The sequence below is a fragment of the Streptomyces mauvecolor genome (assembly GCF_039532965.1).
GTDB lineage: Bacteria > Actinomycetota > Actinomycetes > Streptomycetales > Streptomycetaceae > Streptomyces > Streptomyces violascens.
The window spans coordinates 151,152-176,593 of record NZ_BAAASQ010000019.1 but is presented as its reverse complement, the minus strand read 5'-3'; the positions used below and the strand labels follow the sequence as shown (position 1 = coordinate 176,593).

Here is a 25,442-nt window from a genome sequence, read left to right as displayed (position 1 = left end):
GCCTCTGCGCCAGGACATCAGGACTCTGCCTGCGGACATCAGAACTCGGAAACCGGACATCAGGTGAGACAGGAGAAGCCCGCCCACTCCTTGATCGCGAACTTCGACCCGCTGCGCACGACCTCCGCAGCGCCTCGGCCGCCGAAATGCGCCGGGAAAACGAGCGCGTTGTCCTCGGCGGCGCGGCCGAGCAGCCTGTGCCGGGTGGCGCGGGACTCCACCGGGTCCTCGCAGAAGCAGGAGTTGGTCTCCGGCTCCGCGATCTGCACCGCGTTGTGCACCAGGTCCCCGACGAACAGGGCCCGGTCGCCGCCGGATTCCAGGGTGAGCACGGACGAGCCGGGGGTGTGCCCAGGGGCGAGGTCCAGCCGCAGGTTCTTGTCGATCCGGTACGTACCGTCCCACAGGTGCGTCAGGCCTGCCTGGTGGACCGGCGCGACGCTGTCCTCGAAGACATTCTGGCTCCCGCGGCCGAGCACGCTCTTGTTCTCGTTGGCCGGGTCCCAGAATGCGAAGTCCCGCCGCGGCATCACATACCTGGCGTTCGGGAAGGTCGGCACCCAAGTGCGGCCGTCGAGGCGGGTGTTCCAGCCGACGTGGTCGATGTGCAGGTGGGTGTTGACCACGATGTCGACATCCTCGGGCCGCACCCCGGCGGCGGCGAGGTTGTCGAGGTAGTCCGTGTCCAGGCGGCTCCACAGCGGCGCGTAGGGCCGGTCCTTGTGGTTGCCCACACCGGTGTCGACGAGGATGGTGCGCCCCTCGCTGCGCAGCAGCCAGGACTGGATCGCCGAATGGCACTCGTCCGTCTCCGGGTTCCAGAAGTCCGGCGCCAGCCAGTCACGGTGCTCCTCCCAGACGCCGTGAGGGCTGTCCGGGAAGAACTGGCTCGGTGTCATCGCGACCGAGCCGTAGAACTCCTTGACACGGATGACCGTGACGTCGCCCAGGGTGATCTGCTCGGGGATCTGATTCATGTGGTCCGTCCTCGGGTCCGGGGCACGTGGCCCATTGAGAGCCAGCCTGGACACGCGGACGGGACCGGACCACTCCCCGGTTGTCCTACCCCTCGCAGGGTGTGGCCGAGTGTGTCCGCGCACCGAATACTGGGGCGATGAACGGACCCGGCCCGCTCGGCGCCTTCCTCCAGACCCGACGTTCACAACTGCGCCCCGAGGACGTCGGCCTGCGCGAACTCGGGCCCCGCAGACGGGTGGCCGGGCTCCGGCGCGAGGAGCTGGCCCAACTGGCGGGCGTCAGCGTCTCGTACTACGCACGACTGGAACAGGGCCTGTCCCGCGGGGCCTCGGCCGAGGTCCTCGACGCGATCGCCCGCGCTCTCCTGCTCGACGGCCACGAGCGCGCACACCTCGACCGGCTCGCCGACGCCGCCCGCCACACGCCCCGGCCACGCCGGCCGCGCCCCGAGAAGCTCACCGACGACACCCGCGACCTCCTCCGCGCCGTCGACGGCGTCCCGGCGATAGTGCTCGGCCGTCGCACGGACGTACTGGCCTGGAACGCCCTCGGGCACGCGCTGCTGGCCGGCCACCTGGACTTCCACGGCCCCGACGACCCGGCGCGACGCCCGAACATGAGCCGGATGCTGTTCCTGGACCCGCACGGCCAGGAGCTGTACGCGGACCGGAAGCGCAAGGCGCGCGCGGTGGTCGGCAACCTGCGCATCGCCGTCGGCAGACACCCGGAGGACGCACTGCTGGCGGAACTGATCGGCGAACTCACCATGAAAAGCCCGGAGTTCGTCGCCCTGTGGCGGGCCCACGGGGTCGTGCCGTGCGATGCCGCGTCCTACGAACTGCGCCATCCCGTTGTCGGCACGGTGACGGTGACCCAGCAGGCGCTGTCGATCGCCCGTTCACCGGACCAGGCGCTCATCGTGTGCACAACCCCCGCAGGCTCCCCTTCCGAGGAGGCCCTCACACTCCTCCGCCAGGCGAGCGGCAGCACCTCCGCCGCCCGGGTCTCCCAGCACGGACGAGCTGTTGACCACTGAGCCGTGTCCGCCGGCTGGAGCAGCAAGATGACCGAAGGCTAGAGGCCGAAGACCGTCTCGTCCGAGGCCAGGGCGCGGAAGATGTCGCGCGGGTCGGCGATCAGCTTCCGTTCGGTGAGGTCGAGGATGCCGCAGACGGCGGTGATCTCCGCGGCCACCGTCCCGTCGTCGGCCCGCCGGATGGTCTGCTCGATCCGGAACGACTTTCCCTCGCCCCATACGAACACGCAGCTCACGTCCACCTCGTCGCCCGCGCGCAGCTCCCGCAGGTAGCGGATGGTGGTCTCCATGGTGACCGGCCCGGCTCCCTTGTCCAGCAGGGCGCTCTGCCGGATCCCGCCGTGCTCCAGCGCGGACCAGCGGGCGTGCTCCGCGTACTGGAGGTACACGCTCTGGTTCAGATGACCCTGTGCATCGGTCTCATATCCGCGGACGGAGATCCGTACGGTGATCGGCTCCATGGTGCCCTCCTCATGTGTCCGGAACCACCTCCGCAGCGGCCCACCGCAGTTTAGGGGTGGGCCGCGCGGAGCCGTCTCGGCAGGCTTCTACTGGCGGGTCAGGACGTTGATCTCGGCGGCGGAGGTCCAGGGATTGCCGTTGATTTCCGACAGGGCCCTCAGACGTACGTAGCGGCCGTCGACGGCGCCGGTGAAGGCAACCTGCTTCGGGGTGGTGTCGGCGGGCCAGGTGCCGGTGGCGACGGGGGTGCCCCAATTGGTGCCGTCGGCACTGATGTAGATCTCGTACGCGGAGATGGTGCCGTTCTTGCTGCCGTCCTGGCGGGGAACGTACTGGAGGCCGGCGCAGGGGTACGGCTGCTTCATGTCGAGCTGGATCTCGTGCGGCGGTGTGGGGTTGGCGGCGGACCACTGGGTGTGCCAGATGGTGCCGAGCGTGCCGTCGAGGACGTTGACGGCCGCGCCGTTCTCGCCGGACTTCTCCTCGCTGTCGGCGTACTTGACGGTCCAGCCCGCGCGGGAGATCGGAGCGAGGGCGCCCCGCAGCGGGTCGGTGATGCTCGGCAGGCCGTTCTCGATGTGGCCGGCCAGACGGCGGGCGAACGTGGAGTCCGAGGAGGTGGTGACCGTCAGGTCGTACCAGCCGTGGTCCGTGGGGTAGTCGGCCTGCGCGGTGCCGGACGCGGGAACGACGACCGTCCAGGGGCCGCCCGTCAGGTACGCGCCGTCCGTGACGGTCACCGTGACGGCCGAGGAACGCGAGTTGGTGAACGTGAGCGTGAGGTGTGAGGCGTCCGCGGCATAGCTGGAGGCGATTTCGACCAGCGGGGCCGATATCTTGCCGGCGAACCGGCGGTGGAAGCCGTTCGGCCCGTACAGCGAGACGTCGAACTGGTCGTCCTTGCTGAAGTAGTCGGACAGCGGTGTCGTGGTGGTGTGCGCGCCCACGGTGTAGTGCCAGGGGCCGTCGGTCCGGATGGCGTTGGGCAGCACGGTGAAGGTGACGGCGGCGCTTCCCGCGTTGGTCATGTCGAGGTAGAAGCGGCCTTCGCCGCCGCTCGTCCGGCCGACGACATTGGGCTGCCAGGGCAGCGGCCGCGCGGGCTTGGTGCCGGCCTCCTGGGTCGGAGCCACCGGGTTCGACGGGACGCCGACGGTGTAGCAGGCCGCGCTGATCGCTCCGCCCAGCGGGCTCGGATCGGGCATCACGGCCGGCCACCCGCCGGGGGACGAGAAGTTGAACACCGAGGTCAGGTCGCCGCACACGGCACGGCGCCAGGCGCTGATGTTGGTCTCGGTGAAGGGCTTCCCGACCGCCGCCGACCAGGTCTCCAGGAAGCGGAGGAGCGAGGTGTGGTCGAAGGTCTGGGAGCAGACGAAGCCGCCGGTGCTCCAGGGCGAGACCGCGATCATCGGCACGCGCCAGCCCGGTCCGGTCGGCACGTTCTGGTAGATCTCCCCGGTCACCGCACCACTGGCATCGACGCCCACGTTGCTCTTGCTGCCGCTCCCGCTGGCGGGCGACGGCGGCACCGGCGGCGGCACGTGGTCGTAGAATCCACCCGCCTCGTCGTACGTGATGATGAAGACGGTGTCTTCCCAGACGCCGTGCGGGGAGCCGTCGAAGGGCGCGTACAACGCATCGATGATCTTCGAGGTGAATGCTTCTCCGGCAGGCGGTTTGGCCTCCGGGTGCTCGGATTCCGCGTAGTCGGCCACGATCCAGGAGACCTGCGGCAGGGTGCCCGCCACCACGTCCGCCCGCAGCGCCGCCGGGATGTCGGAGACGGTCTGCATCCCGCGCTTGTAGAGGTCGCTCGCGGGGTCCTGGTACTGCTTGAACCAGACCAGCGGGTTGTCGTCGAAATTGCCACCGTCCCCGCCGAGCGGGCCCTGCTGGTAGAACTTCCAGCTGATGCCGGCCTCCGAGAGGCGCTCGGGCGTGGTCTTCCAGGTCAGGGTGCGGTTGCCCGCGTTGTACGAGTTGTCGCTCGCCACCGGCTGGCCGGGCAGTGAAATGCCGTTGGTGCCGGTGAACATGTACAGGCGGTTGGGGTTTGTCTGCGTGAACGACGACTTGTGGTAGTTGTCACAGATGGTGAAGGCGTCGGCCAGCTCCCAGTAGAAGGAGAGCTCGTGGCGGCCCAAGTAGCCCATCTTGACGCCGCTCTCCGAAAGCAGCCACTGGTCGCACTTGCCCGAGTTCCACCACTTGTGGTCCGACGTCCAGTCCTGGCTTCCGGCGGCGACACAGAAGGGGGACGTCGACGTCCAGTTCATGCGGAACGGCTGGGTGTTCGCCGCGCCTTGGGTGAACACGGACTTGCCGTTGACCCTGATGGCGTTGCGGTCGTTGAACCCGCGCACACCGCGGTAGGCGCCGAAGTAGTGGTCGAACCCCCGGTTCTCCTGACTGAGGATCACGATGTGCTTGACATCGGCGAGTGAGGTGCCGGATGCCGCCACCGCGACCGCCGAGCGCAGCGAGGCGGGCAGGAGCGTCGCGGCCGCGGTGGCGCCGGCCGCGGCACCGAGGAATCTGCGGCGGCTGAAGCCATTGCTTGCCGGGGCGGTGCTTTCGGGTGCGTTGCTCTCCGATGCGTTGCTTTCCGGTCTGGCAGACACGTGGGGCTCCCTGTGGTCGGGTCGTCCTGTGGTCGGGTGAAGGTGAACACGCAGGTGCAGAGGCGGGTGAGGGCAGGCTCCGCTGGACACACCGGCCGCACGGACCGAACTGCGGCCGTGGGCAAGGCACTTGGGGAGGTTCGTGCGGCTGCCCCGTACTCATTGCCCTCTGTTCGCCAAGACCTTGACGCCTCCAGGTGGCTCTCGACGGCCACTTCCCTGAACAGGATGGGAACAGGGCGCCACTATTGGGCTAGCCCAGTTATCGAGTCGTTATCGATGCTGGGTGTGTGGAGCCGCCTGTCCGGAATGCGGGGCCGTGGCCCTGTCACCCTCGACCGGGTCGACGCGGGGAGCGCGCCGCTCGCCGTACTCGTCCGTAGAAACCAGGACTCGCATGCGGGCATAGCCTGGTAATCAGTGCACTTCTGGATCTGTGCCTTGTCGCGACCCCTTGCGAAGGAGGGATCATGTCGGTTCCCCAAGCGCAGCAGACGCCACTGGATCCCGTCGAGCAGGAGGCGTTCGCCGCCGAAGTGGTTGATGTGCTCAACAAGTCGGTGCTGGGGCTGCTCACCAGCGTCGGCCATCAGTGCGGGCTGTTCGACACCCTGGCCGCCCTCCCGCCGTCGTCCAGCACCGAGATCGCCAAGGCGGCGGGCCTCGACGAACGGTATGTACGCGAGTGGCTGGGCGGCATGGTCGTCGGCGGATTCATCACGTACGAACCGGGAGGCGAAACCTACTCCCTGCCTCCGGAGCACGCGGCGTCGCTGACCACGGCGGCGGGCCCCGACAACATAGCGGGCATGACGCCCTACCTGGGCCTCATGGGAGAGGTCGAGCAGCAGGTCGTGCACTGCTTCCGCAACGGCGGAGGTGTGCCGTACTCGGCCTATCCGCGCTTCCAGGCGCTGCAGGCCGAGGAAACCGCCCGGGTCTACGACCTGGCGCTGGTGGACACGATCGTGCCGCTGGTTCCCGGACTGGCCGAGCGCCTCGGCGAGGGTATGGACGTCCTCGATGTGGGCACCGGGCAGGGCCATGCGCTCCTCGTCCTCGCGAAGGCCTTCCCTGCCAGCCGCTTCCGCGGTCTGGATCAGTCGGAGGCCGGTGTCGAGGCCGGACGGGCCGCGGCGGCCCATGCCGGGCTGCACAACGTCCAGTACACCGTTGCCGATTCGACGGAGATCAGCGGCGAGTACGACCTCGTCACCGCCTTCGACGTCGTCCACGACCTCGCACGGCCGGCCGAGACGCTCGGGGCGATCGCCCGAGCCCTGCGGGAGGGCGGCACCTTCCTCATGGGCGACATCGAGGCTTCCAGCAGGCTGGAGGAGAACATCGGCCATCCCTTCGGGCCCGCGCTCTACGGGTTCTCTGTCTTCTACTGCATGACGACCTCGCTCAGCACCGGGGGAGCCGGGCTGGGCACGGTATGGGGCCGCGAAACGGCCCTGCGCATGCTCGAAGAGGCGGGTTTCGGGAACATCGACGTCAAGTCCATCGAGGGTGACCCGATCAACGTCTACTACGTCGCGACCAAGCGCTGACGGCCAGGGCGAGGCGGGGACTCGACGGGAGCCCCTTCGGCTCCTCGGACCCTCGGTCGTTGTCCCGTTGTCCCGTTGTCCCGTTGTCCCGTTGGCTCGGAAGGGTGACTTTCCCGCTGTTGTCGGCTGCGTACACGTCCCCCTGGGGACCTGTCTGTGGGAAGAGAACTGTTCCCGGACGGGGTGGTAGCCGATGACGTCGACCGAAGCCGGATCAGACCGGTGTCCTGTGCGCGCGTGGACGGTGGACGACCTGCCGACACTGGATTTCGATCCATTCCTCAGCGAGTCGCTGAGGGATGCCCCGGTCTCACGGATCCGGCTGCCGCACGGGGAGGGTGACTGCTGGCTGGTGACCCGGTACGAAGACGTCAGGTTCGTCACCTCGGACCCGCGGTTCAGCCGGGACATCACCGGCCGCCCCATCCCGAAGATGACCAAGCACTTCATCCCGATGGACCGGGCAGTCAGCTTCGTCGATCCGCCCGGTCACGCACGGGTACGCGCGGTGGTCGCCCCGGCATTCAATCAGCGCGCCATGGACCGGCTGCGGCCGCGGGCACAGGAGCTTCTCGACCGGAGGGTGGACCGGCTGATGGCGGCCGGGCCGCCCGCCGACATCGTCCGGCACATCACCTCGCCGTTCCCCCTGGACGTGGTCAGCGAGCTGATCGGCGTGCCACCCGCCGACCGGCCTCGGATCCGGGACTGGGCGCAGACCCTCCTGACCAGGGCGTCCGACGAGGCGGCCGCAGCGCGGGCCCTGCAGGTGCGAGGCGCCGCCGGTGCCTACTTCCGCGACCTGGCCGCACGGCGCCGCGCGGAACCTCAGGGCGACCTGATGAGCGTGATGGTGGCCGCCGTCGACAATGGCCAGATCGACGAGGAGGAGCTCCTCGCTCTCACGACACTCATGGAGCTCAACGGCTGGCACGCCGTCTGCAACAACACCTCGAACATGGTGTACGCCCTGCTCACCCAGGACGGGCTGATGGACCGGCTTCGCTCCCAGCCCGAGCTGGTGCCCCGGGCCGTGGAGGAGCTGCTGCGCTGGATCCCGCACAAGCACGGCGTCGGGCAGCCGCGGATCGCCACCCAGGACGTCGAGGTGGGCGGTGTGCTGATCCGCGACGGCGAGTTCGTCTACGTCTCGTACGTCGCCGCCAACTGGGACGAGCAGGTCTACCCCGACCCCGAACGGATCGACGTCGAGCGCCAGGGGCCGCCACATCTGGCGTTCGGACACGGACCCCACTACTGCGTGGGCCCGCTGCTGGCCCGGATGGAATCGGAAGTCCTGCTGTCCACCCTGATCAACCGGCTCCCGGACCTGCGCCTTGCACTCCCGCCGGAGCAGGTGCGATGGCAGACCGATGTCCTGATCCGCGGGCCGGTCGATCTGCCGGTGACCTGGTGAGCCGACCGTCAGCCTTGCTCGCCCTGCTTGCTTGTCCGCAACTCCGAAAGGCCCCACACGATGACGCTGCCTTTGGTCCCTGACGGCCTGGTCATGGCTCCGGGGGAGGGCCGCACCCTGGTCACCCCGGCACAACAGGTGACGTTCAAGGCCACGGGTGAGCACTCACGAGTGGCCTCCAGCTTCGAGGTCGTCGTCCCGCCGGGGTTCGATGTGGGCGCCCACCTGCACACCCGCAGCGAAGAGCTCTTCTACGTCCTCGAAGGCGAGCTCGACGTCCTCGCCTTCGAACCACTGGTCCGCACCCGCCGCAACTGGCGGGAGTGGGAGTCCCCGACCGGTAAACGGTGCGTCCGAGCCACCGCCGGGACCGTGATCGTCGTCCCGCGAGGCTGCCCGCACGCGTTCGCCAACCTGTCGGACGAGCCTGCCCGGATGTTCTTCCAGGCATCGCCCCCACCCGACCACGAGTACTACTTCGAGGAACTCTTCGCCATCCTCAACTCCGGCCCGAACGTCGACCAGGAAGCCATCGCCGAACTGCGCCGGCGCTACGACATCGAACAGCTCACACCGATGGAGATGACCCCTCCCCCAAAATGAACACACGGCCCGGACGGGCCGGCCCGTGCTGCCGACGCGACCGTCCACTCAGAGGATGATGCTCAGGCGAGGCAGAACTCGTTGCCTTCGACGTCCTGCATCACCATGCACGACTCGTTGTCCTCGTCGGCAGCCAGCAGTTGCACGCGTACGGCGCCGAGCGCGACCAGCCGTGCGCATTCGGCCTCAAGCGTGGCGAGGCGCTCTTCGCCCACGAGCCCGGTGCCGACCCGCACGTCAAGATGCAGCCGGTTCTTGACGACCTTGCCTTCGGGAACGCGCTGGAAGTACATACGGGGACCCGCACCCGAGGGATCCATGCAGGCGAACCATGCGCCCTGATCCTCAGGCGGCAGCGAGCGATTGAAGTCGTCCCACGTGGCGAACCCCTCCGGGGGCGAAGGCGCGACGTACCCCAACACCTCGCACCAGAATCGAGCGACGCGCTCAGGGTCCGCGCAGTCGATGGTGACCTGGAACTTCTTGATCGATGACATCGGCGCACCCTAACAGGCAGCTTGCTTTCCCCCTCGGCAGACTGGGTCGGAACATCAGAGGCAAGCGACCTCCAGAGCCCCTCCGATGGCCTGCCCGGTCACGCGGAGGGCACCCCCGTGGCACCACCGCTGACCCACTCGTTGCGCCCCACGCTTCCCGAACGCCACGATGTCTCCTCAATGCTCTCTCGTGCTCCGCCGGGGAACCCGACGGGCGGTCAGTCTCCCGGCGGCTTCGGGCTCTGTCGGCAACTCGCCCGGAAAGCCGCCCGGAGTAAGCGCGGTTCAGGCCCGCTTCGTCGTGCACCTGGCCGCGGCGACAGCATCGGCCCGGACATCGAGGAGACCTCTCGCCATGGCCGGGCCCTTGGCAGTGATGCTGTGCCGAAGCTACCTCCTGCAGCGCTCGGGTGGAGCTGGGGATCGGGACCGCGCGAAGACGGAGCCCCCGTCAGCCGACGGGCACGGGTGCCGGTGCTGTCAGGTGTTCGGCTCCCGGGGGCACGGGGACGGCGGCGAAGATCGCGTCCTGCTGGGCCTGGAGTTCGCGGGCGCGTTCCGGAGATGTGGTGGGCAGGCGCTGCTCCTCGTAGAGCTTGTGGGTCACCTCCTGGGCGTTCTTGCTGGCGGGCGTGTGGAACTGGACCTCGAACAGATGCTGCGAACTGGGCGCGAGCCAGGCGGAGTTGATGGCCTTGTAGCCCTTTCCGCGGGCCCAGGTGTTGGACCACTTCGTACTGTCATTGCCCCAGGCGGACAGCACCGCCGAGGCGACGGTGACACCCTGGGCGTAGCGGTCGTCCGGCCACTGGAGGGTGTAGCGCACCGAGTCCTTGATCTCGGCCAGCGCTTCGTTGACCTCCTGGCCGGGGTGTTCCTTGAGGGAGGTGGCGACCTTGCGCTTCAGCGAGTCGGGTGACTTGAGGCGGTGGTCGAAGCCGATGACGTCGGCGCGACTGATGCGAGCGGCCGCCTGCACCTGGGGGCTGATGGTCTGCTCGGCCTTCGTCGCCCGGTCGTAGAAGGCGTCGACCGCGGCATTGTCGGCAGGCGTCAGCGACAGGCCCTCACCGCTCCAACCCCCGTCATCCGCAGTCTGGTTGAGGCGGTGGGCCTTGCTCGTCCTGTCGGTCGGAGACTCAGCGGCGGCTCCGTGGACGGAGCCCGCGCTGAGGGCGGCAGCGAGGGCGGCGGCGGTCGCGGCCCGCGAGGCGGTGCGGATGAGGTTCATCAGGGGTGGTCGTTCCTCTCTCGGTGACAGTGACAGCCGTCCGCCGCGCCGGCGAGACACGGGGCGGCGAACGGCCTCTGACGAAAGACCCAACAGGAATCACCCCCTCCAGGTGATCCCGCCACTCGCAACCAGGCGGAATCTGGCTTGATCGCATCGGGCCCCGACGAGATCGGGCCCGATGCGCGAGTCATGCGCCTCAACTGGTGACCGGCTGAGAACCTGGGTCCTGAGCAACGGCGGGCGCGTGTCGGTGAATTCATGTGTCCCTGCCCATCCCGTGTCCTCCGGTGGAGAGTGATCATGCGAACCATTGCGTCCCCCGGAGGGCATGGGGTCCCCTCTTCCAGGGGGGTCAGCCGCAAGTCGTTTCTCCATGCTGCGCTCGGAGCCGTGTTCCCGGGTGCTGCGGGTGTGTATTGGGCACCGAGAGCCGAGGCCGTGACCGGTGCGGCAAGGTCCGGCGCCCCCGCCTTGCGGGTGACCAAGGTTGGCGATCTCACCGGCCCCGGAATCACCACCCGTTTCGGTATGGAGGCGGCCGACCTAGGCATTCCCGTCCGTACGCCCGACGGCCGGCTGCTCTTCGTGTTCGGGGACACCTTCCGTGAGGCGAGGGTGGGCGGCGGCTGGTGGCGCTCGCCGGTCGCCCTGTACGGGAGATCGCTTCTGCTCAGCGACGGTGTGAGATGGACGGGCGCCGTGGGCGGCGAGCAGGCGCAGCAGTTGTGGGCGTACGGGCACGACAGCTCGGTCTTCTCGACCGCGCTGCCCTCCGACGTGATCACCGTCGGCGACACGGTCTATCTGCACGTCATGGTGAACAAAGGTCTGGGCAACGTCGTGTGGACCGAGATCTGGAGCTCGGACGACTCCGGCGCGACCTGGACCCACACCGGGGCCAGATTTCCCTCCGACCTGCACGGAGGCCTGTTCCAGCTGTTCACCTGGGGCCTCGGCGACGACGGATACGTGTACGTCTGCTCCACGGGTTTCCAGCGCGACAAGCCGCTCATCCTGCATCGAGTGCCCAGCGGCCGGATCACTGATCTCAAGGCTTACGAACCCTGGGGAAAGCTCGACGGCAGGTGGGCGTGGGGCAACCCGCCCACCCCTGTCCTGGGAGGGAAGTTCGGCGAGCCGTGTCTGCGGCCGCTCGACGGCAAGTGGATCCTGACCTGGTTCAACGCCGGTGACTACCGCATCGACGGCATCGTCATGGACACTCCCGCGAAGCTGTCCTCCGGCCGCCGCGAAACCTTGATCTGGGGCGGCGAGTGGGGCAGCGAGGACGACTCACACGTCGCCCAGCTGTACGGCGGATACATCATCCCCGGCTCAACACCGGACGACCTGCACCTGTCCGTGAGCCAGTGGAATACCGAGAAGGGATGGCCGTACCGCGTCATGCAATTCCGCGTGCGTGGACTCGGCAGCTGAGTCGGGGGCTCTGGTAGGCGGGGACCACTACGCGGCGGGCACCCGCAGAGCGGCCAGCACGGGCAGGTGATCCGTGGCTGCCCGGAGATCTCGTTCCGCGATACCGGGGAGCCCCATCGGGACCCCGCACCCCAGCACTTCCACCCCTTCCGTCGCGAAGACCGCGTCGATGCGCTGGAGCGGGTCACCCAGCCGGGTGGTGTGCTCCCGCCCCCACGGCTTCGTCGCCCAGCCGTCCTGCAGGGCATCCGCGAGCAGGCCGAAAGTCCGGCCGTCGGGCCGGTCGTTGAAGTCGCCTCCGACGACGGCGTACGGCATGTCCAAGGCCGCCAGCCTCTCCAGGAGCAGTCGGCCCTGCCCGTAACGCTCCTCGTCCTCGACGCTCAAGTGACAGCTGAGCACGCCGAGTCGGGCCCGTCCGAACCGCAGCACGGCGGTCGAGAAACCGCGCTGGTGCAGGCCGGGCGTGCGGGGCAGCAGGACGTCCTCGGTGCGCTCCACGTGGGCACGGAGCGAGGACAGGATCATGGGGCCGGAGGCGGTGGCGCCGCCCGAGACGTACACGAGCTCGGAGGTCCGGGCGAGGCGGGCGGCGGCTTTGCGCCAGCGGAAGAACCGTGGCGCCTCCTGAACGCAGACGACGTCCGGCCGGCAGGCCCGGATCACCCGGGCGAGGGCCGCGACGTCGTCGCGCATGGAGCGGATGTTGTAACTGAGCACGCGCACGACCACCGAGCCATCGGGCTCTGTCGTCGACTGGGGCAGATCCTGCACGCTTCCCCTCTCCATGCTTCCTCTTCCCACCGCGACCGAGCACTGCGGGGCGGCGGTGTCCGGCGGCGCCGAGCCGAGCTTGCCGGCTCGCAAGCAGTGCTCCGAGCACCCTTGCACGTCCCAGGATCAGTCTGGGGCGACGGCGCCCTCGCCGTGTTCGACGGCGGTCCGGACCCGCTCGTGGTACTCCTCGAGTTCGCCGTCGGGGACGCTGACGGGGCTGCCGGTGAGTGTGTACCACTCGTCGGCGCCGGTGTACTGGATTGCGATGTGGACGAGATTGTCGGCCCGGCGGCTGGTCTGGATGGTGAGGTCGCCGGTGATGACGCCGACGTCGTCGGTCATCGCGCCGCCGGGGCCGGCGGCGACCTGGTCGTCGCACACCGCCGGCTCCGGGGTGGGCATCAGCGCTCCGTGCAGGTGTCGAGCATTTTCCCGAGCGCAGCCTTCTCGGCCTCCGTGGCATTCAGCTGATAGACGTGCTTCACGTCGATCCAGGCCCGGGCGTACGTGCACCAGTAGGAGGACAGAGGCGGCTTCCACAGGTCCGGAGTCTGGTCGCCCTTGGACCGGTTGGAGGCCGCAGAGACGGCGATCAGCTGCGAGTGGTCCAGGTCGTTGGCGAACTGCTTGCGCCGGGCGGTGTCCCACCGGTCCGCGCCGGCCCGCCAGCCGGCGGCGAGCGGCACCATGTGGTCGACGTCGACCTGAGAGGCGGCGGTGAGGTCCTTGCCGTCGTACTCGCTGTGCCAAGTCCCTTGCACGGCACGGCACTTGTCGTCCTGGACGATGTTCTGCCCGTCCCGCTGAAGGACGACCTCGCGGGTGTCGCACTCGCCGTACTGCTTCGCCCAGTGCGGGAACTTCGCCCGGCTGTACCCGGTCATCGAATGCGGGGCTTCGATGTTGAGATCGCTGAGCTCAAGGCGGGCGATTTCGGCCGGGGGCGGCTCCGGCAAGGCGCGACGCACAGTGGGCTGAGTTCGTACGGTGAGGGCGCCGGCAGCCGAGGCCGGGGCAGTGGTGGGGGCGAGAGCGGCGGACACGGCGGCGAGAGCCATGGTGGCACGAAGCCACCCGCGAGAAGTGATCATGTATCAAGAGATAGCGGCTGCAGGGAATTGGCCCCGCCTTTCGCCCATGCGAGGGCGCGCCCGCCTGCCGCTGGGTGCTCGCATCACACCCCCGCTCACCGTGCGCTGCGGCCACCGCCACCTCCCTCGGCGATGGCCATAGCGCGTCCCGGTGGGCGTCGGCGGCATGAACTACCAGGAGCAGCAGTGTGATTGACCCCCGATGCTCCGACGCTCGGCAGACCGCAGGCGCCGAGCACCCAGATCCTCGGCCGTGACAGAACGAAGACGTAGCGGGGAACTGCCCGTAACTCGGTGCGAGATACAAATAGTGCCGACCGCACGCACCGCCTTACCTGCTGGGGGATCCCCGTGAAGTTCACCCGTACCGCCGCGCTCGCCGCCATCAGCCTCGCTGCCGGCCTTTCGCTCACCGCGTGCAACAACGGTGACGACTCCGCGCAGGCCCCGTCCGCCCAGGGCTCCTCGTCGGCATCGTCATCGGGCGGCGGGTCGTCCTCGGGCAGTGCTTCGGGCTCCGGCGGCTCGCAGACGGGCAAGGCGAAGCCGGGCTCCGGGACCGGCACGTCGTCGTCCTCCGGCGGCGGGAACGGGGCCGGGACCGGTGGAGGGAAGGGCAAATTCTGCCGCACGAGTGACTTGACCATCGAAGCCGTGGACAGCTCGCCCGACAGGACGACGGGCGACGTCACCGTCCAGATGACCAACAAGGGCGCCGGCACCTGTTCGGTTACGGGTTTCGCGGGTGTCGACCTGAAGGACGCCGACGGTACCTCCGCCCCCGTTGCCCGCGGCCACGAGCAGCCCCGTATCACCGACCTGAAGAACGGCGGCACCGCCACGTTCAGCATCTCGTACCCGGTCGACAAGAGCGGCAAGAGTCTGTCGAAGCCGACCAATATCGTGGTGACGCCTCCGAACGAGACGCACAGCGTGTCCCTGAAGTGGCCCGCGGGGGCGCTCCCGCTGGCCGGCCCCTACGACGACAGGATCCAGGTCCACCCGGTCGGCATAGCCAACTGAACCTGGAACCGCCCTCCAGCGGCGAAGTGGCCGAGCACCGAGGAACTACTCCGCACCAATCCGTACTACTCCGCGCTGGGCTCGGACAGTCGCTGCGTGATCCGGCCGAACAGGTCCGACAGCGGCTCGCCGACATCCTGGCCGAACTCGGTGAGCCCGTAGGTGACTTGGGGTGGTGTCGTCGGTTCGACCGCCCGCCAGACCAGGCCGTCCTCGACCAGTGAGCGCAGGGTCTGCGCGAGCATCTTCTCGCTGATGCCCTGGATGCTGTCGCGCAGCTCGTAGAACCGAAAGTCGCTGCTCCGCAAGGAGAGCAGCACCCAGATGCCCCACTTGCTGGTCACATGGTCGACCACGTGACGTGCGGGGCAGTCGGTGTGAAACACCTCATACCGAGGACCCGTCCCGGCCTGTGTCAGCTGCGCGCCTTCCCTCATGTCCGGAGCTTACCTCTGGGTATGTTCTTACGAAAAGTAAGCCCGACTCCTAGCGTCAACTGCCTCAGTGCACAACGGAGTAGGAGCTAGACATGATCGTGGTGACCGGGGCTACCGGAAACGTGGGCCGGCCTTTGACGCAGGCCCTGGCCGAGGCGGGCGAGCAGGTGACGGCGGTGTCGCGGCACGCGGTGGCCATGCCGGAAGGCGTCCGGCATGTGGCGGCCGACCTGTCCGACCCGGCAAGCCTCACGCCCGCGTTGGACGGGGCGAAGGCACTGTTCCTGCTGCTGTCCGGCGACCTGCACGCCCCTGGAGCCGGGCCTGCCGACATCATCGGCCTGGCCGCGGCCAGTGGGGTCCGCCGGGTCGTCCTGCTGTCTTCGCAGGGCGTGGCGACCAGGCCGCTCGGCCCCTCGCGGGTCGCGCTGCGCGCAGTGGAGGACGCGTTGCGGGAGTCAGGCCTTGACTGGTCCCTCGTGCGACCGGGCGGCTTCGCCTCCAACGCCCTGGCCTGGGCGGAGTCCGTCCGTACGCGAGGGACGGTCGCCGCACCCTTCGGCGATGTCGGGGTGCCGGTGGTCGACCCGTCGGACATCGCCGAGGTCGCGGCGGCCTGCCTGCTGGACGACCGGCACGCCGGCGGGGTGTACGAGCTGACCGGGCCGGAGGTGATATCGCCGCGTCAGCAGACGGAGACCATCGCCGCCGCGCTCGGCTCGCCGGTACGGTTCCACGAACTCACCCGCGCCGAGGCCAGGGCGGCGATGACCCGGTTCGTACCGCCGGAACTCGCCGACGACACCCTGGACATCATCGCTGCCCCGAACCCCGCCGAACTGCGGATCAGCCCCCACGTGGAACAAGTCCTCGGCCGCGCCCCGCGCCCCTTCAGCGACTGGGTCGCCCGCAACATCGCCGCGTTCCGCTGAGACGTCACTCAACTGAAGNGGGGCCTGCCCGGTCATCGGAAGGGCTTTCTGAGGGCAGTTGGGCCCAGCCCTCGGGGTCTCGGTCTGGTGATGTTCGGGATCATGGCGATGTGCAGTCTGGCCCTGGTCCTTCTGGGGCGGCGAAGCGAGACCTGTCGGGGCTTGACGGAGGAGCCCGACGAACGGTTCGCCTCCATGGAACCCGTCGAACGGAGCCTCCCGGCTGTTCATGCGCCAGGTGGATGTCTACCGAGCCGAACTGGGGCTGCCGTGCGGCATCGGACCCATGCAGGTTCGACGAACCGACGGCTGAACTCACCACCGCCCATGCCCGACACGGCATCGAGATTCCCGAGCACACCATCCTGGATCACCGCCCCGGCCCGGCACGCTACGGGGCCGATGCGCGCCGGTGGCGTGCCATGGTGGCGGCGTCTCGGGCGGGCCGGCGACGACTGACACCCCTCCTCGCCGAGGTCAAGGTGATGGCGCATCATCATGGGGTCACTCCGGCCTTCCGTACCTAGCATGTGTCACTGCGGGGCACTGTCAGGGGGGACATGCGAATCGTCGGGCGAGAGACGGAATGCGCGCGGTTGGCCGAAATGCTGGACGCGGCGCGCGCGGGGCACGGACGCAGCGTTGTCTTGCGCGGTGAGCCGGGAATCGGCAAGACGGCGTTGCTCGATCGTCTCGCCGAGAACGCGGACGGGTGCACCGTCGTGCGGGCGACCGGCGTCGAATTCGAGTCGGAGCTGGCCCTCGCGTCGCTGAGCGAGCTGATCGGGCCGCTGTTCGAGGTGCTGCGGGAATTACCGGCCCGGTACGCCGACGTTCTGATGGCTCTCGTGCCGCAGAAGATCGACGACAGTGCGGCGCCGACGGTAGCGGGGGGCGGTCGGCACGCGATCTACGCGGCGACGCTCGCGTTGCTCACCGCGGCTGCCGCGCGCCGGCCGCTGTTGTGTCTGATCGATGATGCGCACTGGATCGACGATGTGTCGGCGGCCGCTCTGTTGTTCACTGCGCGCAGGTTGCTCGCCGACCCGGCGTTGATCGTGTTCGCGACCCGGGACGTCCCCGAGTTCGACGCGCCCGGCATCGAGACACTGCGCCTGGAGGGGCTGAACGAGCAGGCCAGCCTGCGACTCCTGGCCCGCACCGCGAACGTGCCCCCGCTGGTCGGCGCGCGACTGGCCGCGCTGACCATGGGCAATCCGCTCGCGCTCCTAGAACTGCCCCGGGTGCTGCCGTTGGAATCCGCGGCCGGCCTCAGCGAACTGGTCGAACCGCTCCCGACGACGAAGCTCCTCCAGCGCGCTTTCGCGGCGTCGCTGGTGTCGATGCCGACCCGGCAGCGGCAGGCCCTGCTGGTGTGTGCCGCCGCGGGGAGCGCGGAGCTGGAGGTGGTGGCGCGGGCTCTCGATGCGCTCGGCATTCATCTCGCGGCACTGGACGAGGGCACCGTCAGCGGTCTGGTGCAGATCACCGGGCGTACGGTGACGTTCCGGCATCCGTTGATCAGGTCGGCCGTCTACGCGCAGGCGGGGCCGGGTGAACGGTGGCAGGCGCACGCCGCGCTGGCCGACGCGTGCACGTCACCGAAGGACGCGGACCGCAGGGCCTGGCATCTCGCCTGCGCCTCGGTCGGCCCGGACGAACGGATCGCGGCCGCGTTGGTCGCCACGGCTGACCGCGCCCGCCGGCACGGCGGGATCGTCGCGCAGGCCGCTGCCCTCGAACGTGCCGCGGAGCTGACGGGGGAGCCGGTGCTGCGGGCCAGGCGGATCTGCGCTGCCGTGACCATCTGGTCGGCCGCCGGCGCGCTGGACCACTCGGAGGAGTTGCTCGACCAGGCGGAGGTGCTGGCCGGGGACAATGTCAGCGCGCGCATCGAGGTGTTGGGCGAGCGTGCCTACCACGCCGTGCTGCGCGGGCGGACCGGCGACGTCTTCGACGCGCTGGTCGCGGAGGCGGCCGGTGCCGGACCCGAGGACCGGCTGGCGGCCGGCCGCGTGCTGAGCCTGGCCATGAACGCGCCGCTGGCCAGGTGGGATGTCGGCGCGACGCTGGATGTCTGCACCAAGGTGATGACGTTGACCGCCCCGGACGGTCACCCCAACCCCTCCTTTCCCAAGGGGGCCGTGCGCCTGGCGCTTGCGCAGGTGCTCGCCGGGCAGGCGGCGGGCGCGGATCTGGCCAGGGCGTGTGTCGCGGTCTGTGAGCGGCACGTGCCGAACGGGGCGTGTGCCGAACTGGCCGAGGTGCTCATGTACGTCGAGGACTACGACGTGGCGCGCCGCATGATCGATCACGATGTCGCCGCTGCCCGGGCCGTCGGCGACATCGCGCTGCTCGGCTACGGCCTGCGGCGCCGAGCCCAGTTGGAGATCCGCGTCGGCCGGCCGCTCGCGGCCTACTCCGACGCGCTGGAATGCGCAGGCCTCGCCGACGTGATGGCGCAGCCGACCACGATCGCGGCCTCGCGCGCGACGCTCGCCATGGTGTCGGCCGTTCTCGGCCGTGCGGACGACTGCTCGGCGCATGCCCAGGAGGCGATGCGACTGTGTCCCGACGACCTCGAGACCGCGGCACGGGTCCGGTACGCGGTGGGCCTCGCGGCGCTGGCAGGCGGCAGGATCGATGACGCCGTCGTCGAACTGGGCCGCGCGGACATGATGCTACGCGCCGTCGTCGAGCCGGCCGTCGTTCCCGTGGCCGCCGACCTGGCCGAGGCGCTGGTGCGGGCCGGCCGGCCCGACGAGGCGCGGCGCGTGTTGGACCGGCTTGACGCCGCCGTCGCCGCGACGGGCCGACGTGGCCGACGGGCCGCGGCCCTGCGGTGCCGCGCGCTGCTGGCGCGTGGCGCGGGCGCGGGGCCGCTGTTCGACGCGGCACTCCAGGCGCACCGAGACGTCGACGAACCGCTGGAGAGGGCCCGAACCCTGCTTTGCCAAGGCCAGTGGCTGCGCCGCTCCAGACGTCGCCAAGATGCCTACCAGCCGCTCGCTGCGTCGCTGGAGGTCTTCGAGTTGGCCGAGGCCAAGCTGTGGGCCGAGCAGGCCCGCCACGAACTGACCGTGCTCGGCCTGCGCACCGTACCGAGTGCCGGCCGGCCGGATCTGGGCGTGCTCACGCCACAGGAGTGGCGGATCGCGTGGGCGGCGGCGCAGGGGCGGACGAGCAGGGAGATCGCGGCCGAAGTGCTGCTGTCCGTACGCACGGTGGACTACCACCTCGGCAACGTCTATCGAAAACTGGGCGTCTCGTCGCGCCGGGCCCTGATCCGGCAGCTCGGCGGATCCGCAGAACTACCGGCCTGACACCCGATCATGGCAGGGGCCGTGCCCGCCGGAAGGCGGCCACGGCCCCTTTCCGCTGTTCAACGGCCGTCCATTTTTGTCTGTCAGCCCTACGGATCCGCAGGGCGTGGCGGCTCAACACACTGGGTTCCATCGAGACCGGGTTCTCACTCGACCCATGTGTCTCGCGCCGATGCAAAGGGGAGTGCAATGAGGACAAGCAAGTTCCCGGGGAGGGCCGCGGCCTCGGCCGCCGCCGTTCTCGCCGTCGTGTTCGGGTCGACGGGGGCGGCCCATGCTGTCGGTGGGTCTTCGCCGGCCGCTTCGTCGCACGACGTTTCTTCGGTCCATGGGCGTCTGGCGGCCCCCGGAGCGACGCTGACCGATGCGTCGATCACGTTCTTCACCCTCGACGACAACAAGGACAGCGACACACTGCTGTCCATTCAGGTTCTGGACCGCAACAACAAGGTGGCCGCCTCGGCGACCGGATTCTTCGGACAGTTCGGCGACGGCACGACCCGCCCGGTCACCCTGAAGGTACGGGCGGGTTTCTCCTGGGATGCATTGCAGGCAGGTCATTTGAAGCTGAACATCCAGCCCCACGGTGACGACACCTGGAAATTCGGGTATGAACTCGACCTGAACTTCTCCGACGGGGATTTCGCGCCGACCATCGAAAGCCGGCTGTCCCTGAGCGAGGACAACAAGACGCGCCTCGACCCGCTGCAATTCTGAGCGGAATACGGCCGCCACGATCTACGGCTGCCCTGCGCCAGGATCAGGGACGCGTGCTCCTCCGCCTCTTCCGAGGGGGAGGAGCACGCCGGTGACATCTCCTGCCCGGGCGGCTTCATACCTTCCCGTGCGGCGCGGTGCTCGCAGAGGATTAAGATCTCCAAGTTCGGCCGGGGGGTCGATTCATGGATTCTTTCCTTTTTTGGGGGGCGACACCGTGGGTGTCATCGTGGGCGCAGTCATCGCCGTACTGATCGCCGTACTGGCCTGGTGGCTGGTGCGTACCTACAACCGGCTGGTCCGGCTGCGCAACCAGACGCAGGCGTCCTGGGCGCAGATCGACGTCCAGTTGAAGCGGCGGCACGACCTGATCCCGAACCTGGTCGAGGGCGCGCGGGGCTATGCCGCGCACGAGCGCGCCACGCTCGAAGCCGTTGTCGCCGCGCGCGGGGCGGCCACCGACAGCGGACTCGGGGTCATGGACAAGGCGGCCGCGGAGGACGCGCTGACCGCGTCCCTGGGCAGGCTGATCGCGCTGGGCGAGAGTTATCCGCAGCTGAAGGCCGACCGGCATTTCGCCACGCTGCAGGACGAGCTGACCACTGCCGAGGACAAGATCGCCTACGCGCGGCAGTTCTACAACAGTGCCGTGCAGAGCTATCACAGCGCTCTGGAGAGCTTCCCGGGCAACATCCTGGCCGGACTGGGTGGCGCGCACACGCGCAGGGACTACTTCGAGGCAGGCGCGGCTCCGCAGGACGCGGTGCAGGTGAGATTCGCGTGACGTTCGAAGCGGAGATGTACTGGGGCGGCGCCGCCCTGATCGGTGCGTGGCTCGCGGCGTTCGGGCTGGCCCTCGCGGCCACCAGCAACGGAAGGGTGGAATCCGGGCCTGCCACGCAGGAGTTCGGGCCGGACCCGGAGTCCCCGGCCGTCGTCACGCTGCTGGCGAACCGGTGGCGGTCCGTCGACCGTGCCGCCGCGGCCACCCTCCTGGATCTCGCGGCCCGCGGTCTCATCGAGGTGCGCCAGCCCGACGACGACCCGGGGCGTAGCACCGTGCACGCCACCGGCAAGGACACCGGGCCCCTCATGCCGTACGAGCGGCGCGTCCTCGACCGTGTCGTGGAACGCGCCGGGGACACGGGCGCCCCGATCGGGGCCATCGCCTTCCGCGCCGAAGAGCGGGCCAAATCCTGGAACACCGAACTGCGCCAGGAGATCGTCGCGGAGGCGCGGCTGCGCGGGCTGTCCCGCGCCCGGTTCGCACCGCTGCTCGCCGGCGCGTTGTACGCGACCGCCTTCGCCCCCGGTGCGCTGTTCGCGGTGGCCGTCGTCTCCGGGGGACACGGCATCCGGGGCGCCGTACTGATCGGTGCCGCGCCGGCGGTCGCCCTGATGTGGCTGCTGGCCCGGGTACTCGGTGAGCGGGCGACCCCGCGCGGGCTCGAACGGGCGGGGCACTGGGCGGGAGTCACCGCCTGGCTGCACGCACACGAGGAGTTCGCCCAGCTGCCGCCCGCGGCTGTCACGGTGTGGGACCGCTACCTCGGCTACGGAACCGCCCTCGGCGTCACCAGCCGGGCCGGACGTCTGCTCGGCTTCGACGCGGGCGACAAGCGCCGGGTCTGGTCCGCCTACGGCGGCACCTGGCGTCCGGTGCGGATCCGCTACCCCCGGCTGCGCCCCGGCTTCGGGGCCGCCACCCCCCGACTGCTGCAACTGGCCTGCGCCGCAGGCGTGGTGGCCGCGGGCCTGTGCCTGTTCGCGCTGCTGCGGCAGCCGGACTGGGCGGTCACCGGCGGTCTGGACACGACCCACTCCCTGCGGCGCCCCGGGCTGGTCCTGAGCGCCGGCTGGGTGGCCGTCGCGCTGCTCGGCGTCGCCGTCGCGGGGCGCTTCAACCGCTGGATGCTGTTCATCGCCTTCCTCGCGATGATGCCCGGAAACTTCGCCGGCTCCCACGAGTGGCTCGACCGGGCCATGGGAGAACCGCTGGTGGCCGAGACCGCCGCGGTCGTCTGCTTCGGCGCGCTGGCCGCGTACTACCTGGCCCTCGCCGTACTGGAGCGCCGCGCTCCGCGGACCGTCACCGGTGAGGTGCTGCGCATGGAGCCGCGCAGGCGCGAGAAGGCGCCGCGCTTCCTCGCGCTGGACACGGGCGACGGGGACCGGACCGTCGCCTGGGCGCTGCCGCCAGGTGTGTCGGCTGTCGCGCCGGGCAGTACGGTGCGCCTCGAAGTGTCACCGGCTACGCGGTCGGTGCGCTCGGCGGCCGTGGTCACAGGCTGATCGGCGAGCACGGCACGGCTGCGCCCTGGGTATGGGGGTGAACCTGGGGCCGTACGCCGGGCCTGTGCGTGGAAGTGCGGCCGCCATGAGCGCTGGTCGGCCTGGTGGCCGTCGTGGCCCGGATGTGGTCGAGGATGGGGCCGCCCCCACCCGTCAGCGACCTGTGCCGGGGTACTGCATGGGTACGCTGGGCCGGTGGTTTGGTGAAAGGTAGTCAAGGAGGCAGCTGGCGGTGTTCGGGAACATAGGACCGGTGGAAGCCGTCCTGCTGACTGCGCCGGCCTTCGCGTTCTACCTGCTGCCGACGTACGTCGCGTTCCGCCGAGGCGTGCACAACCGTTGGCTGGTGTTCGTCATCGACATCGTTCTGGGAGCGACCTTCCTTGGGTGGTTGGTGGCTCTGTTCCTGGCAACGCGCCCGGTTCAGCCGCGACGGCTTCCCGCCTGATCCGGGGCCAGTCCGGCCTGACCGCACGCTGCCCTGTCCCGCGGGCGGGTGCTCGGAGCCGGCGGTGCGGGAGGTTCGCACAGCGTGCAGCCCCCGGCTGGGCGTACGGGCAGGGGCGTGTCGAGCCAGTAGGCCTCGGAGAGGGAGGCGAACGATACGGGGGTGCGGCTGTGCGCACTGGGAGAGGTCACGCCTGTTCAACGGAGCTGCTGGGTGCCCGGGCACGAAGGCGCGGTACGTTCGGGCCGCGGACCGTCGTTTTCCAGCCGTAATCCGCGGCCGGTTCTGGCAACGGGGCATGGCGACCATGAGGTTGGCGCTCCACGGCCCCGTGAACGCCTCCCGGTGACCGCGATCGTGGCGCAACGCGCGCCGGGCACAGATGGGCGGGGCAGCGGCGACAGAGCCCGGCCCGCCGGTGGCAATCATGGCGGAACTCCCTGCATGACCGGCAGGCTTGGAGGTCCCGGCAGTCCTAGTAGTGCTCTCCGCGGCGCGGATGGACCTCGGAGCCGAGGCCCGGTACTCACAGCTCGCCGTCGTCGCCGGCGCTGATGTCCCAGGCGGTCACTTCGTCCGGGCAGGTGGTGCCGCGAGCGCGCAGATCGGTGATGACCACGCGGGCAAGTTCGGCAGCCGCCGCCGGGTCGGACTCGGGCAGTTCGGTGCGCCACCCCAGCGGTGCTCATCCAGTTCGCGCCAGCCGCGCGCCCGCATGCGGGCCGCGCGCTCCGGCGTCTGCTCGTGGTCCCGGTCGTCGATGCAGGCATGGAGTTCACGGCCCGTGTCCGACGGAGCGTAGGACAAGATCATGCTGCGCCCCCGGTCCCGCGAAGCCCAGATGGTGCACGCCACCCAGTCGCCCGGAGCCTGCACCGGCATGTGCTCTGCCCACGAGGCGAGCATCCCTGACAACTGCTCCTGGGCCGACTCCCCATCGTCGGCCGCCGCGTGCCCGTTGAAGGTCCAGCCAGGGTCACTGCCCGGGCCCTTACGGTCCAACTGCCACGTGTAGGGGAGAAGGCCCCGGTCGAGTTCCCAGAACTCGTCCTGGGCGAACGCCGAGGCCCTGCGCACGAACAGGGTCGCTTCACCATGGTCCCCGGACAGCAGCAGCGTCCGCTCGTCGTTGCTCCACCGCACACTGGGCCCATGCGTCGTTCCGCCAGCAGTGTCGGCGGGCCGACGCGCGCCACGATCGCCTCGTAGACCGGCTGCAGCGCCTCACGACGTTCGACCAGGCCGCCCCGCGATTCATGCGTCAGGATCGTGAACGGGCGATCCAGCTCGGCATCGTCACCGCTGAGGAGGCTCTCTGCGAGATGGCTGCGGCCCGACATGCATGTCCCGTGCTGTGTGTCATGACGATCAGCTTCGCAGCCGCCACTGACAACGCCCCCGACATGTTCGGTCACGTACGAATCCGTCGTGCACCTGGTCGAGGACCCGAAGACTGACAACGGTTACGCGTTCGAGCCGGCGAACCCGCTCCTCCGGGCACCTGGTGATCGAATCGCTTTCGAAGGCAGCGGGTTTGTCGTCGTGCGGGTCGGCGATGAGAGGCTGACGCCCACCGGCGACTGGTGCACTCGTTGCCGGCGCGGAGCTGGGCGCCGTCGGTAGAGGCGGCTTGCACGGTGCCCTGATGTCACCTTCGGAGACTGGCGCGAACATGACCGTCCGGATGGGGGTTTTCCGGATTTGGAGGAGGCTCGCGGGCGATTCTGTGCCCAGACCAAGGAGGCACTCGACTCACCGGTCCTGAAAATCCTGCGCCACCCTCATGGGGGACAGCCCGCGCACCTTGGCCGCTCCCTGGTGATCTTCTACGGAAGGGGTGCTCAGCGGCTGTATCGGCTACACAGCGGTATCTTCGGCCCGTACCGCCTGGGGAAGCGCCTGAAGGCGGCGCTCGGTCGCACACCGGGCGGACAACACGGCCTCGGCTTCGGGCTGTTCTGTGCGTCTGGGCGATGGCCCGTCGGCGCCGGTAGCTGCGGTGTCTGTGGCAGCGAGGGTGTGTCCACCCTCCCGGAGTGGCGGATCGCCATCCGCCCTGTCCGGTACCAGCGCCTGAAGAGGCTCAGCGCGGGCCTTGTCCTGGCCCGCCTCTCCTGGGGTTGTCGAGTTCAGGCGTCGTCCGTCCTCACGCGCGCCACATCGCCCGGGCGCGAGGCGGCCGACGGGCCCTCCGAGCGAGTGCTCAAGCCGGGGGCGCGGCCGAGTCTCCAACGAGGCGCTCTACCAGGGGGAGACGGAGGTCGGAGGGGTCCTTGGAGACGTGGACGCTGGCGGACCCACTGGGGAGGTCGGTGATCCGGTGTTCGGTGGATTCGAGGAGGACGTGTCCCCTGCAGTTCTTCTGCCGGTGGATGCTGGCTCGGTAGCCCGGGGGAAGCTCGATGGTCTTGATGTCCCGCGCCAGGTTGACGCACGCGTTTCCCGCTCGGGGACCGATGGTCAGGACGCCGTCGCCAGCGGCGTGGGCGGCCGGGGTTACCAGCAGGGGCGCCAGGATGAGTGGGGCCGTGAACAGCATTTTCTTCTTCATGGCCTGACAA

23 protein-coding genes and 1 pseudogene are annotated in these 25,442 nt (G+C 69.5%); 13 read left to right on the top strand and 11 right to left on the bottom strand.

Going from position 1 to position 25,442, the window contains the following annotated elements; genetic code table 11:
* Positions 1–59: 59 nt before the first annotated feature.
* Positions 60–977, bottom strand: a complete 918-nt coding sequence (locus tag ABD346_RS25365; protein WP_344377954.1) for an MBL fold metallo-hydrolase — start codon at positions 975–977, stop codon at positions 60–62.
* A 137-nt stretch (positions 978–1,114) separates the two neighbouring features.
* Here ABD346_RS25365 and ABD346_RS25360 point away from each other — a divergent pair, with 137 nt between their 5' ends.
* Entirely contained in the window at positions 1,115–2,014 is a 900-nt protein-coding gene (locus ABD346_RS25360; protein WP_344377953.1) for a helix-turn-helix domain-containing protein, read from the top strand.
* Between the two features lie 38 nt (positions 2,015–2,052).
* On the opposite strand, the gene ABD346_RS25355 is transcribed toward ABD346_RS25360, so the two are convergent.
* Positions 2,053–2,475 (bottom strand): acyl-CoA thioesterase, encoded by a 423-nt coding sequence (locus ABD346_RS25355; protein WP_344377951.1) that lies wholly within the window; start codon positions 2,473–2,475, stop codon positions 2,053–2,055.
* 87 nt (positions 2,476–2,562) lie between these two features.
* Positions 2,563–5,100 (bottom strand): phosphocholine-specific phospholipase C, encoded by a 2,538-nt coding sequence (locus ABD346_RS25350; protein WP_344377950.1) that lies wholly within the window; start codon positions 5,098–5,100, stop codon positions 2,563–2,565.
* A 470-nt stretch (positions 5,101–5,570) separates the two neighbouring features.
* Between ABD346_RS25350 and ABD346_RS25345 the strand changes: the two genes are divergently transcribed.
* From ABD346_RS25345 to ABD346_RS25335, 3 genes are all read left to right on the top strand, one after another.
* Entirely contained in the window at positions 5,571–6,653 is a 1,083-nt protein-coding gene (locus tag ABD346_RS25345) for a class I SAM-dependent methyltransferase (RefSeq protein WP_344377949.1), read from the top strand.
* Between the two features lie 352 nt (positions 6,654–7,005).
* On the top strand, positions 7,006–8,070 hold the full coding sequence (locus ABD346_RS25340) for a cytochrome P450 (RefSeq protein ID WP_344377947.1): 1,065 nt from the start codon (positions 7,006–7,008) through the stop codon (positions 8,068–8,070).
* Between the two features lie 60 nt (positions 8,071–8,130).
* On the top strand, positions 8,131–8,673 hold the full coding sequence (locus tag ABD346_RS25335) for a cupin domain-containing protein (protein WP_344377944.1): 543 nt from the start codon (positions 8,131–8,133) through the stop codon (positions 8,671–8,673).
* 62 nt (positions 8,674–8,735) lie between these two features.
* Here ABD346_RS25335 and ABD346_RS25330 read toward each other — a convergent pair whose 3' ends face one another.
* Both ABD346_RS25330 and ABD346_RS25325 read right to left on the bottom strand, forming a co-directional pair.
* A complete protein-coding gene (locus ABD346_RS25330) occupies positions 8,736–9,170 on the bottom strand; it encodes a VOC family protein (RefSeq protein ID WP_344377943.1) in 435 nt (144 codons plus the stop codon).
* Between the two features lie 451 nt (positions 9,171–9,621).
* Positions 9,622–10,401 carry an ATP nucleotide 3'-pyrophosphokinase gene (locus ABD346_RS25325; protein WP_344377941.1) on the bottom strand — a complete coding sequence of 260 codons (780 nt, stop codon included), beginning with the start codon at positions 10,399–10,401 and terminating at the stop codon, positions 9,622–9,624.
* A gap of 480 nt (positions 10,402–10,881) precedes the next feature.
* Here ABD346_RS25325 and ABD346_RS25320 point away from each other — a divergent pair, with 480 nt between their 5' ends.
* On the top strand, positions 10,882–11,841 hold the full coding sequence (locus tag ABD346_RS25320; RefSeq protein WP_344377940.1) for a glycoside hydrolase family 183 protein: 960 nt from the start codon (positions 10,882–10,884) through the stop codon (positions 11,839–11,841).
* Between the two features lie 27 nt (positions 11,842–11,868).
* Here ABD346_RS25320 and ABD346_RS25315 read toward each other — a convergent pair whose 3' ends face one another.
* The 3 genes from ABD346_RS25315 to ABD346_RS25305 all read right to left on the bottom strand — a co-directional run bounded on the left by ABD346_RS25315 (position 11,869) and on the right by ABD346_RS25305 (position 13,676).
* On the bottom strand, positions 11,869–12,630 hold the full coding sequence (locus ABD346_RS25315; RefSeq protein ID WP_344377939.1) for an endonuclease/exonuclease/phosphatase family protein: 762 nt from the start codon (positions 12,628–12,630) through the stop codon (positions 11,869–11,871).
* A 111-nt stretch (positions 12,631–12,741) separates the two neighbouring features.
* Positions 12,742–13,020, bottom strand: coding sequence for a hypothetical protein (locus ABD346_RS25310; protein ID WP_344377938.1), 279 nt, complete (start codon positions 13,018–13,020; stop codon positions 12,742–12,744).
* Positions 13,020–13,676 (bottom strand): GmrSD restriction endonuclease domain-containing protein, encoded by a 657-nt coding sequence (locus ABD346_RS25305; protein ID WP_344377937.1) that lies wholly within the window; start codon positions 13,674–13,676, stop codon positions 13,020–13,022. Before ABD346_RS25305 ends, ABD346_RS25310 begins: the two co-directional genes overlap by 1 nt.
* Positions 13,677–14,060: 384 nt before the next feature.
* On the opposite strand from ABD346_RS25305, the gene ABD346_RS25300 reads away from it, so the two are divergent.
* Positions 14,061–14,732, top strand: a complete 672-nt coding sequence (locus tag ABD346_RS25300; RefSeq protein WP_344377936.1) for a DUF4232 domain-containing protein — start codon at positions 14,061–14,063, stop codon at positions 14,730–14,732.
* 65 nt (positions 14,733–14,797) lie between these two features.
* Here the strand turns inward: ABD346_RS25300 and ABD346_RS25295 are convergent, their stop codons facing one another.
* The gene (locus ABD346_RS25295) at positions 14,798–15,169 is read right to left on the bottom strand and encodes a winged helix-turn-helix transcriptional regulator (RefSeq protein ID WP_344377935.1); all 372 of its coding nucleotides are present in this window, start codon (positions 15,167–15,169) and stop codon (positions 14,798–14,800) included.
* 92 nt (positions 15,170–15,261) lie between these two features.
* On the opposite strand from ABD346_RS25295, the gene ABD346_RS25290 reads away from it, so the two are divergent.
* The 7 genes and pseudogenes from ABD346_RS25290 (at position 15,262) to ABD346_RS25260 (ending at position 22,881) form a co-directional block, all read left to right on the top strand.
* The gene (locus ABD346_RS25290) at positions 15,262–16,101 is read left to right on the top strand and encodes an SDR family oxidoreductase (RefSeq protein ID WP_344377933.1); all 840 of its coding nucleotides are present in this window, start codon (positions 15,262–15,264) and stop codon (positions 16,099–16,101) included.
* 229 nt (positions 16,102–16,330) lie between these two features.
* Positions 16,331–16,393, top strand: a pseudogene (locus tag ABD346_RS25285) (DUF6086 family protein); the annotation flags it as partial.
* A gap of 268 nt (positions 16,394–16,661) precedes the next feature.
* A complete protein-coding gene (locus ABD346_RS25280; RefSeq protein WP_344377930.1) occupies positions 16,662–19,424 on the top strand; it encodes an AAA family ATPase in 2,763 nt (920 codons plus the stop codon).
* A 189-nt stretch (positions 19,425–19,613) separates the two neighbouring features.
* On the top strand, positions 19,614–20,141 hold the full coding sequence (locus tag ABD346_RS25275; RefSeq protein ID WP_344377928.1) for a hypothetical protein: 528 nt from the start codon (positions 19,614–19,616) through the stop codon (positions 20,139–20,141).
* Between the two features lie 229 nt (positions 20,142–20,370).
* Positions 20,371–20,925, top strand: a complete 555-nt coding sequence (locus tag ABD346_RS25270) for a LemA family protein (protein ID WP_344377925.1) — start codon at positions 20,371–20,373, stop codon at positions 20,923–20,925.
* Positions 20,922–22,433, top strand: coding sequence for a DUF2207 family protein (locus tag ABD346_RS25265; RefSeq protein ID WP_344377923.1), 1,512 nt, complete (start codon positions 20,922–20,924; stop codon positions 22,431–22,433). The genes ABD346_RS25270 and ABD346_RS25265 overlap by 4 nt, the downstream gene beginning before the upstream one ends.
* A gap of 253 nt (positions 22,434–22,686) precedes the next feature.
* The gene (locus tag ABD346_RS25260; RefSeq protein WP_344377922.1) at positions 22,687–22,881 is read left to right on the top strand and encodes a superinfection immunity protein; all 195 of its coding nucleotides are present in this window, start codon (positions 22,687–22,689) and stop codon (positions 22,879–22,881) included.
* A 567-nt stretch (positions 22,882–23,448) separates the two neighbouring features.
* Here ABD346_RS25260 and ABD346_RS25255 read toward each other — a convergent pair.
* Together ABD346_RS25255 and ABD346_RS25250 are read right to left on the bottom strand one after the other, a co-directional pair.
* Positions 23,449–24,024 carry a hypothetical protein gene (locus tag ABD346_RS25255; RefSeq protein WP_344377920.1) on the bottom strand — a complete coding sequence of 192 codons (576 nt, stop codon included), beginning with the start codon at positions 24,022–24,024 and terminating at the stop codon, positions 23,449–23,451.
* A 1,060-nt stretch (positions 24,025–25,084) separates the two neighbouring features.
* Positions 25,085–25,420, bottom strand: a complete 336-nt coding sequence (locus ABD346_RS25250) for a hypothetical protein (protein WP_344377918.1) — start codon at positions 25,418–25,420, stop codon at positions 25,085–25,087.
* Positions 25,421–25,442 lie beyond the last annotated feature (22 nt).

What these genes read in the sequence shown, in the direction of transcription:
- ABD346_RS25275 (WP_344377928.1), top strand. Translation starts at nt 19,614, where the DNA reads ATGAGGACAAGCAAGTTCCCGGGGAGGGCCGCGGCCTCGGCCGCCGCC.
- ABD346_RS25325 (WP_344377941.1), bottom strand. Translation starts at nt 10,401, where the DNA reads ATGAACCTCATCCGCACCGCCTCGCGGGCCGCGACCGCCGCCGCCCTC.
- ABD346_RS25345 (WP_344377949.1), top strand. Translation starts at nt 5,571, where the DNA reads ATGTCGGTTCCCCAAGCGCAGCAGACGCCACTGGATCCCGTCGAGCAG.
- ABD346_RS25335 (WP_344377944.1), top strand. Translation starts at nt 8,131, where the DNA reads ATGACGCTGCCTTTGGTCCCTGACGGCCTGGTCATGGCTCCGGGGGAG.
- ABD346_RS25330 (WP_344377943.1), bottom strand. Translation starts at nt 9,170, where the DNA reads ATGTCATCGATCAAGAAGTTCCAGGTCACCATCGACTGCGCGGACCCT.
- ABD346_RS25250 (WP_344377918.1), bottom strand. Translation starts at nt 25,420, where the DNA reads ATGCTGTTCACGGCCCCACTCATCCTGGCGCCCCTGCTGGTAACCCCG.
- ABD346_RS25310 (WP_344377938.1), bottom strand. Translation starts at nt 13,020, where the DNA reads ATGCCCACCCCGGAGCCGGCGGTGTGCGACGACCAGGTCGCCGCCGGC.
- ABD346_RS25305 (WP_344377937.1), bottom strand. Translation starts at nt 13,676, where the DNA reads ATGGCTCTCGCCGCCGTGTCCGCCGCTCTCGCCCCCACCACTGCCCCG.
- ABD346_RS25315 (WP_344377939.1), bottom strand. Translation starts at nt 12,630, where the DNA reads ATGGAGAGGGGAAGCGTGCAGGATCTGCCCCAGTCGACGACAGAGCCC.
- ABD346_RS25295 (WP_344377935.1), bottom strand. Translation starts at nt 15,169, where the DNA reads ATGAGGGAAGGCGCGCAGCTGACACAGGCCGGGACGGGTCCTCGGTAT.
- ABD346_RS25355 (WP_344377951.1), bottom strand. Translation starts at nt 2,475, where the DNA reads ATGGAGCCGATCACCGTACGGATCTCCGTCCGCGGATATGAGACCGAT.
- ABD346_RS25365 (WP_344377954.1), bottom strand. Translation starts at nt 977, where the DNA reads ATGAATCAGATCCCCGAGCAGATCACCCTGGGCGACGTCACGGTCATC.
- ABD346_RS25280 (WP_344377930.1), top strand. Translation starts at nt 16,662, where the DNA reads ATGCGAATCGTCGGGCGAGAGACGGAATGCGCGCGGTTGGCCGAAATG.
- ABD346_RS25290 (WP_344377933.1), top strand. Translation starts at nt 15,262, where the DNA reads ATGATCGTGGTGACCGGGGCTACCGGAAACGTGGGCCGGCCTTTGACG.
- ABD346_RS25360 (WP_344377953.1), top strand. Translation starts at nt 1,115, where the DNA reads ATGAACGGACCCGGCCCGCTCGGCGCCTTCCTCCAGACCCGACGTTCA.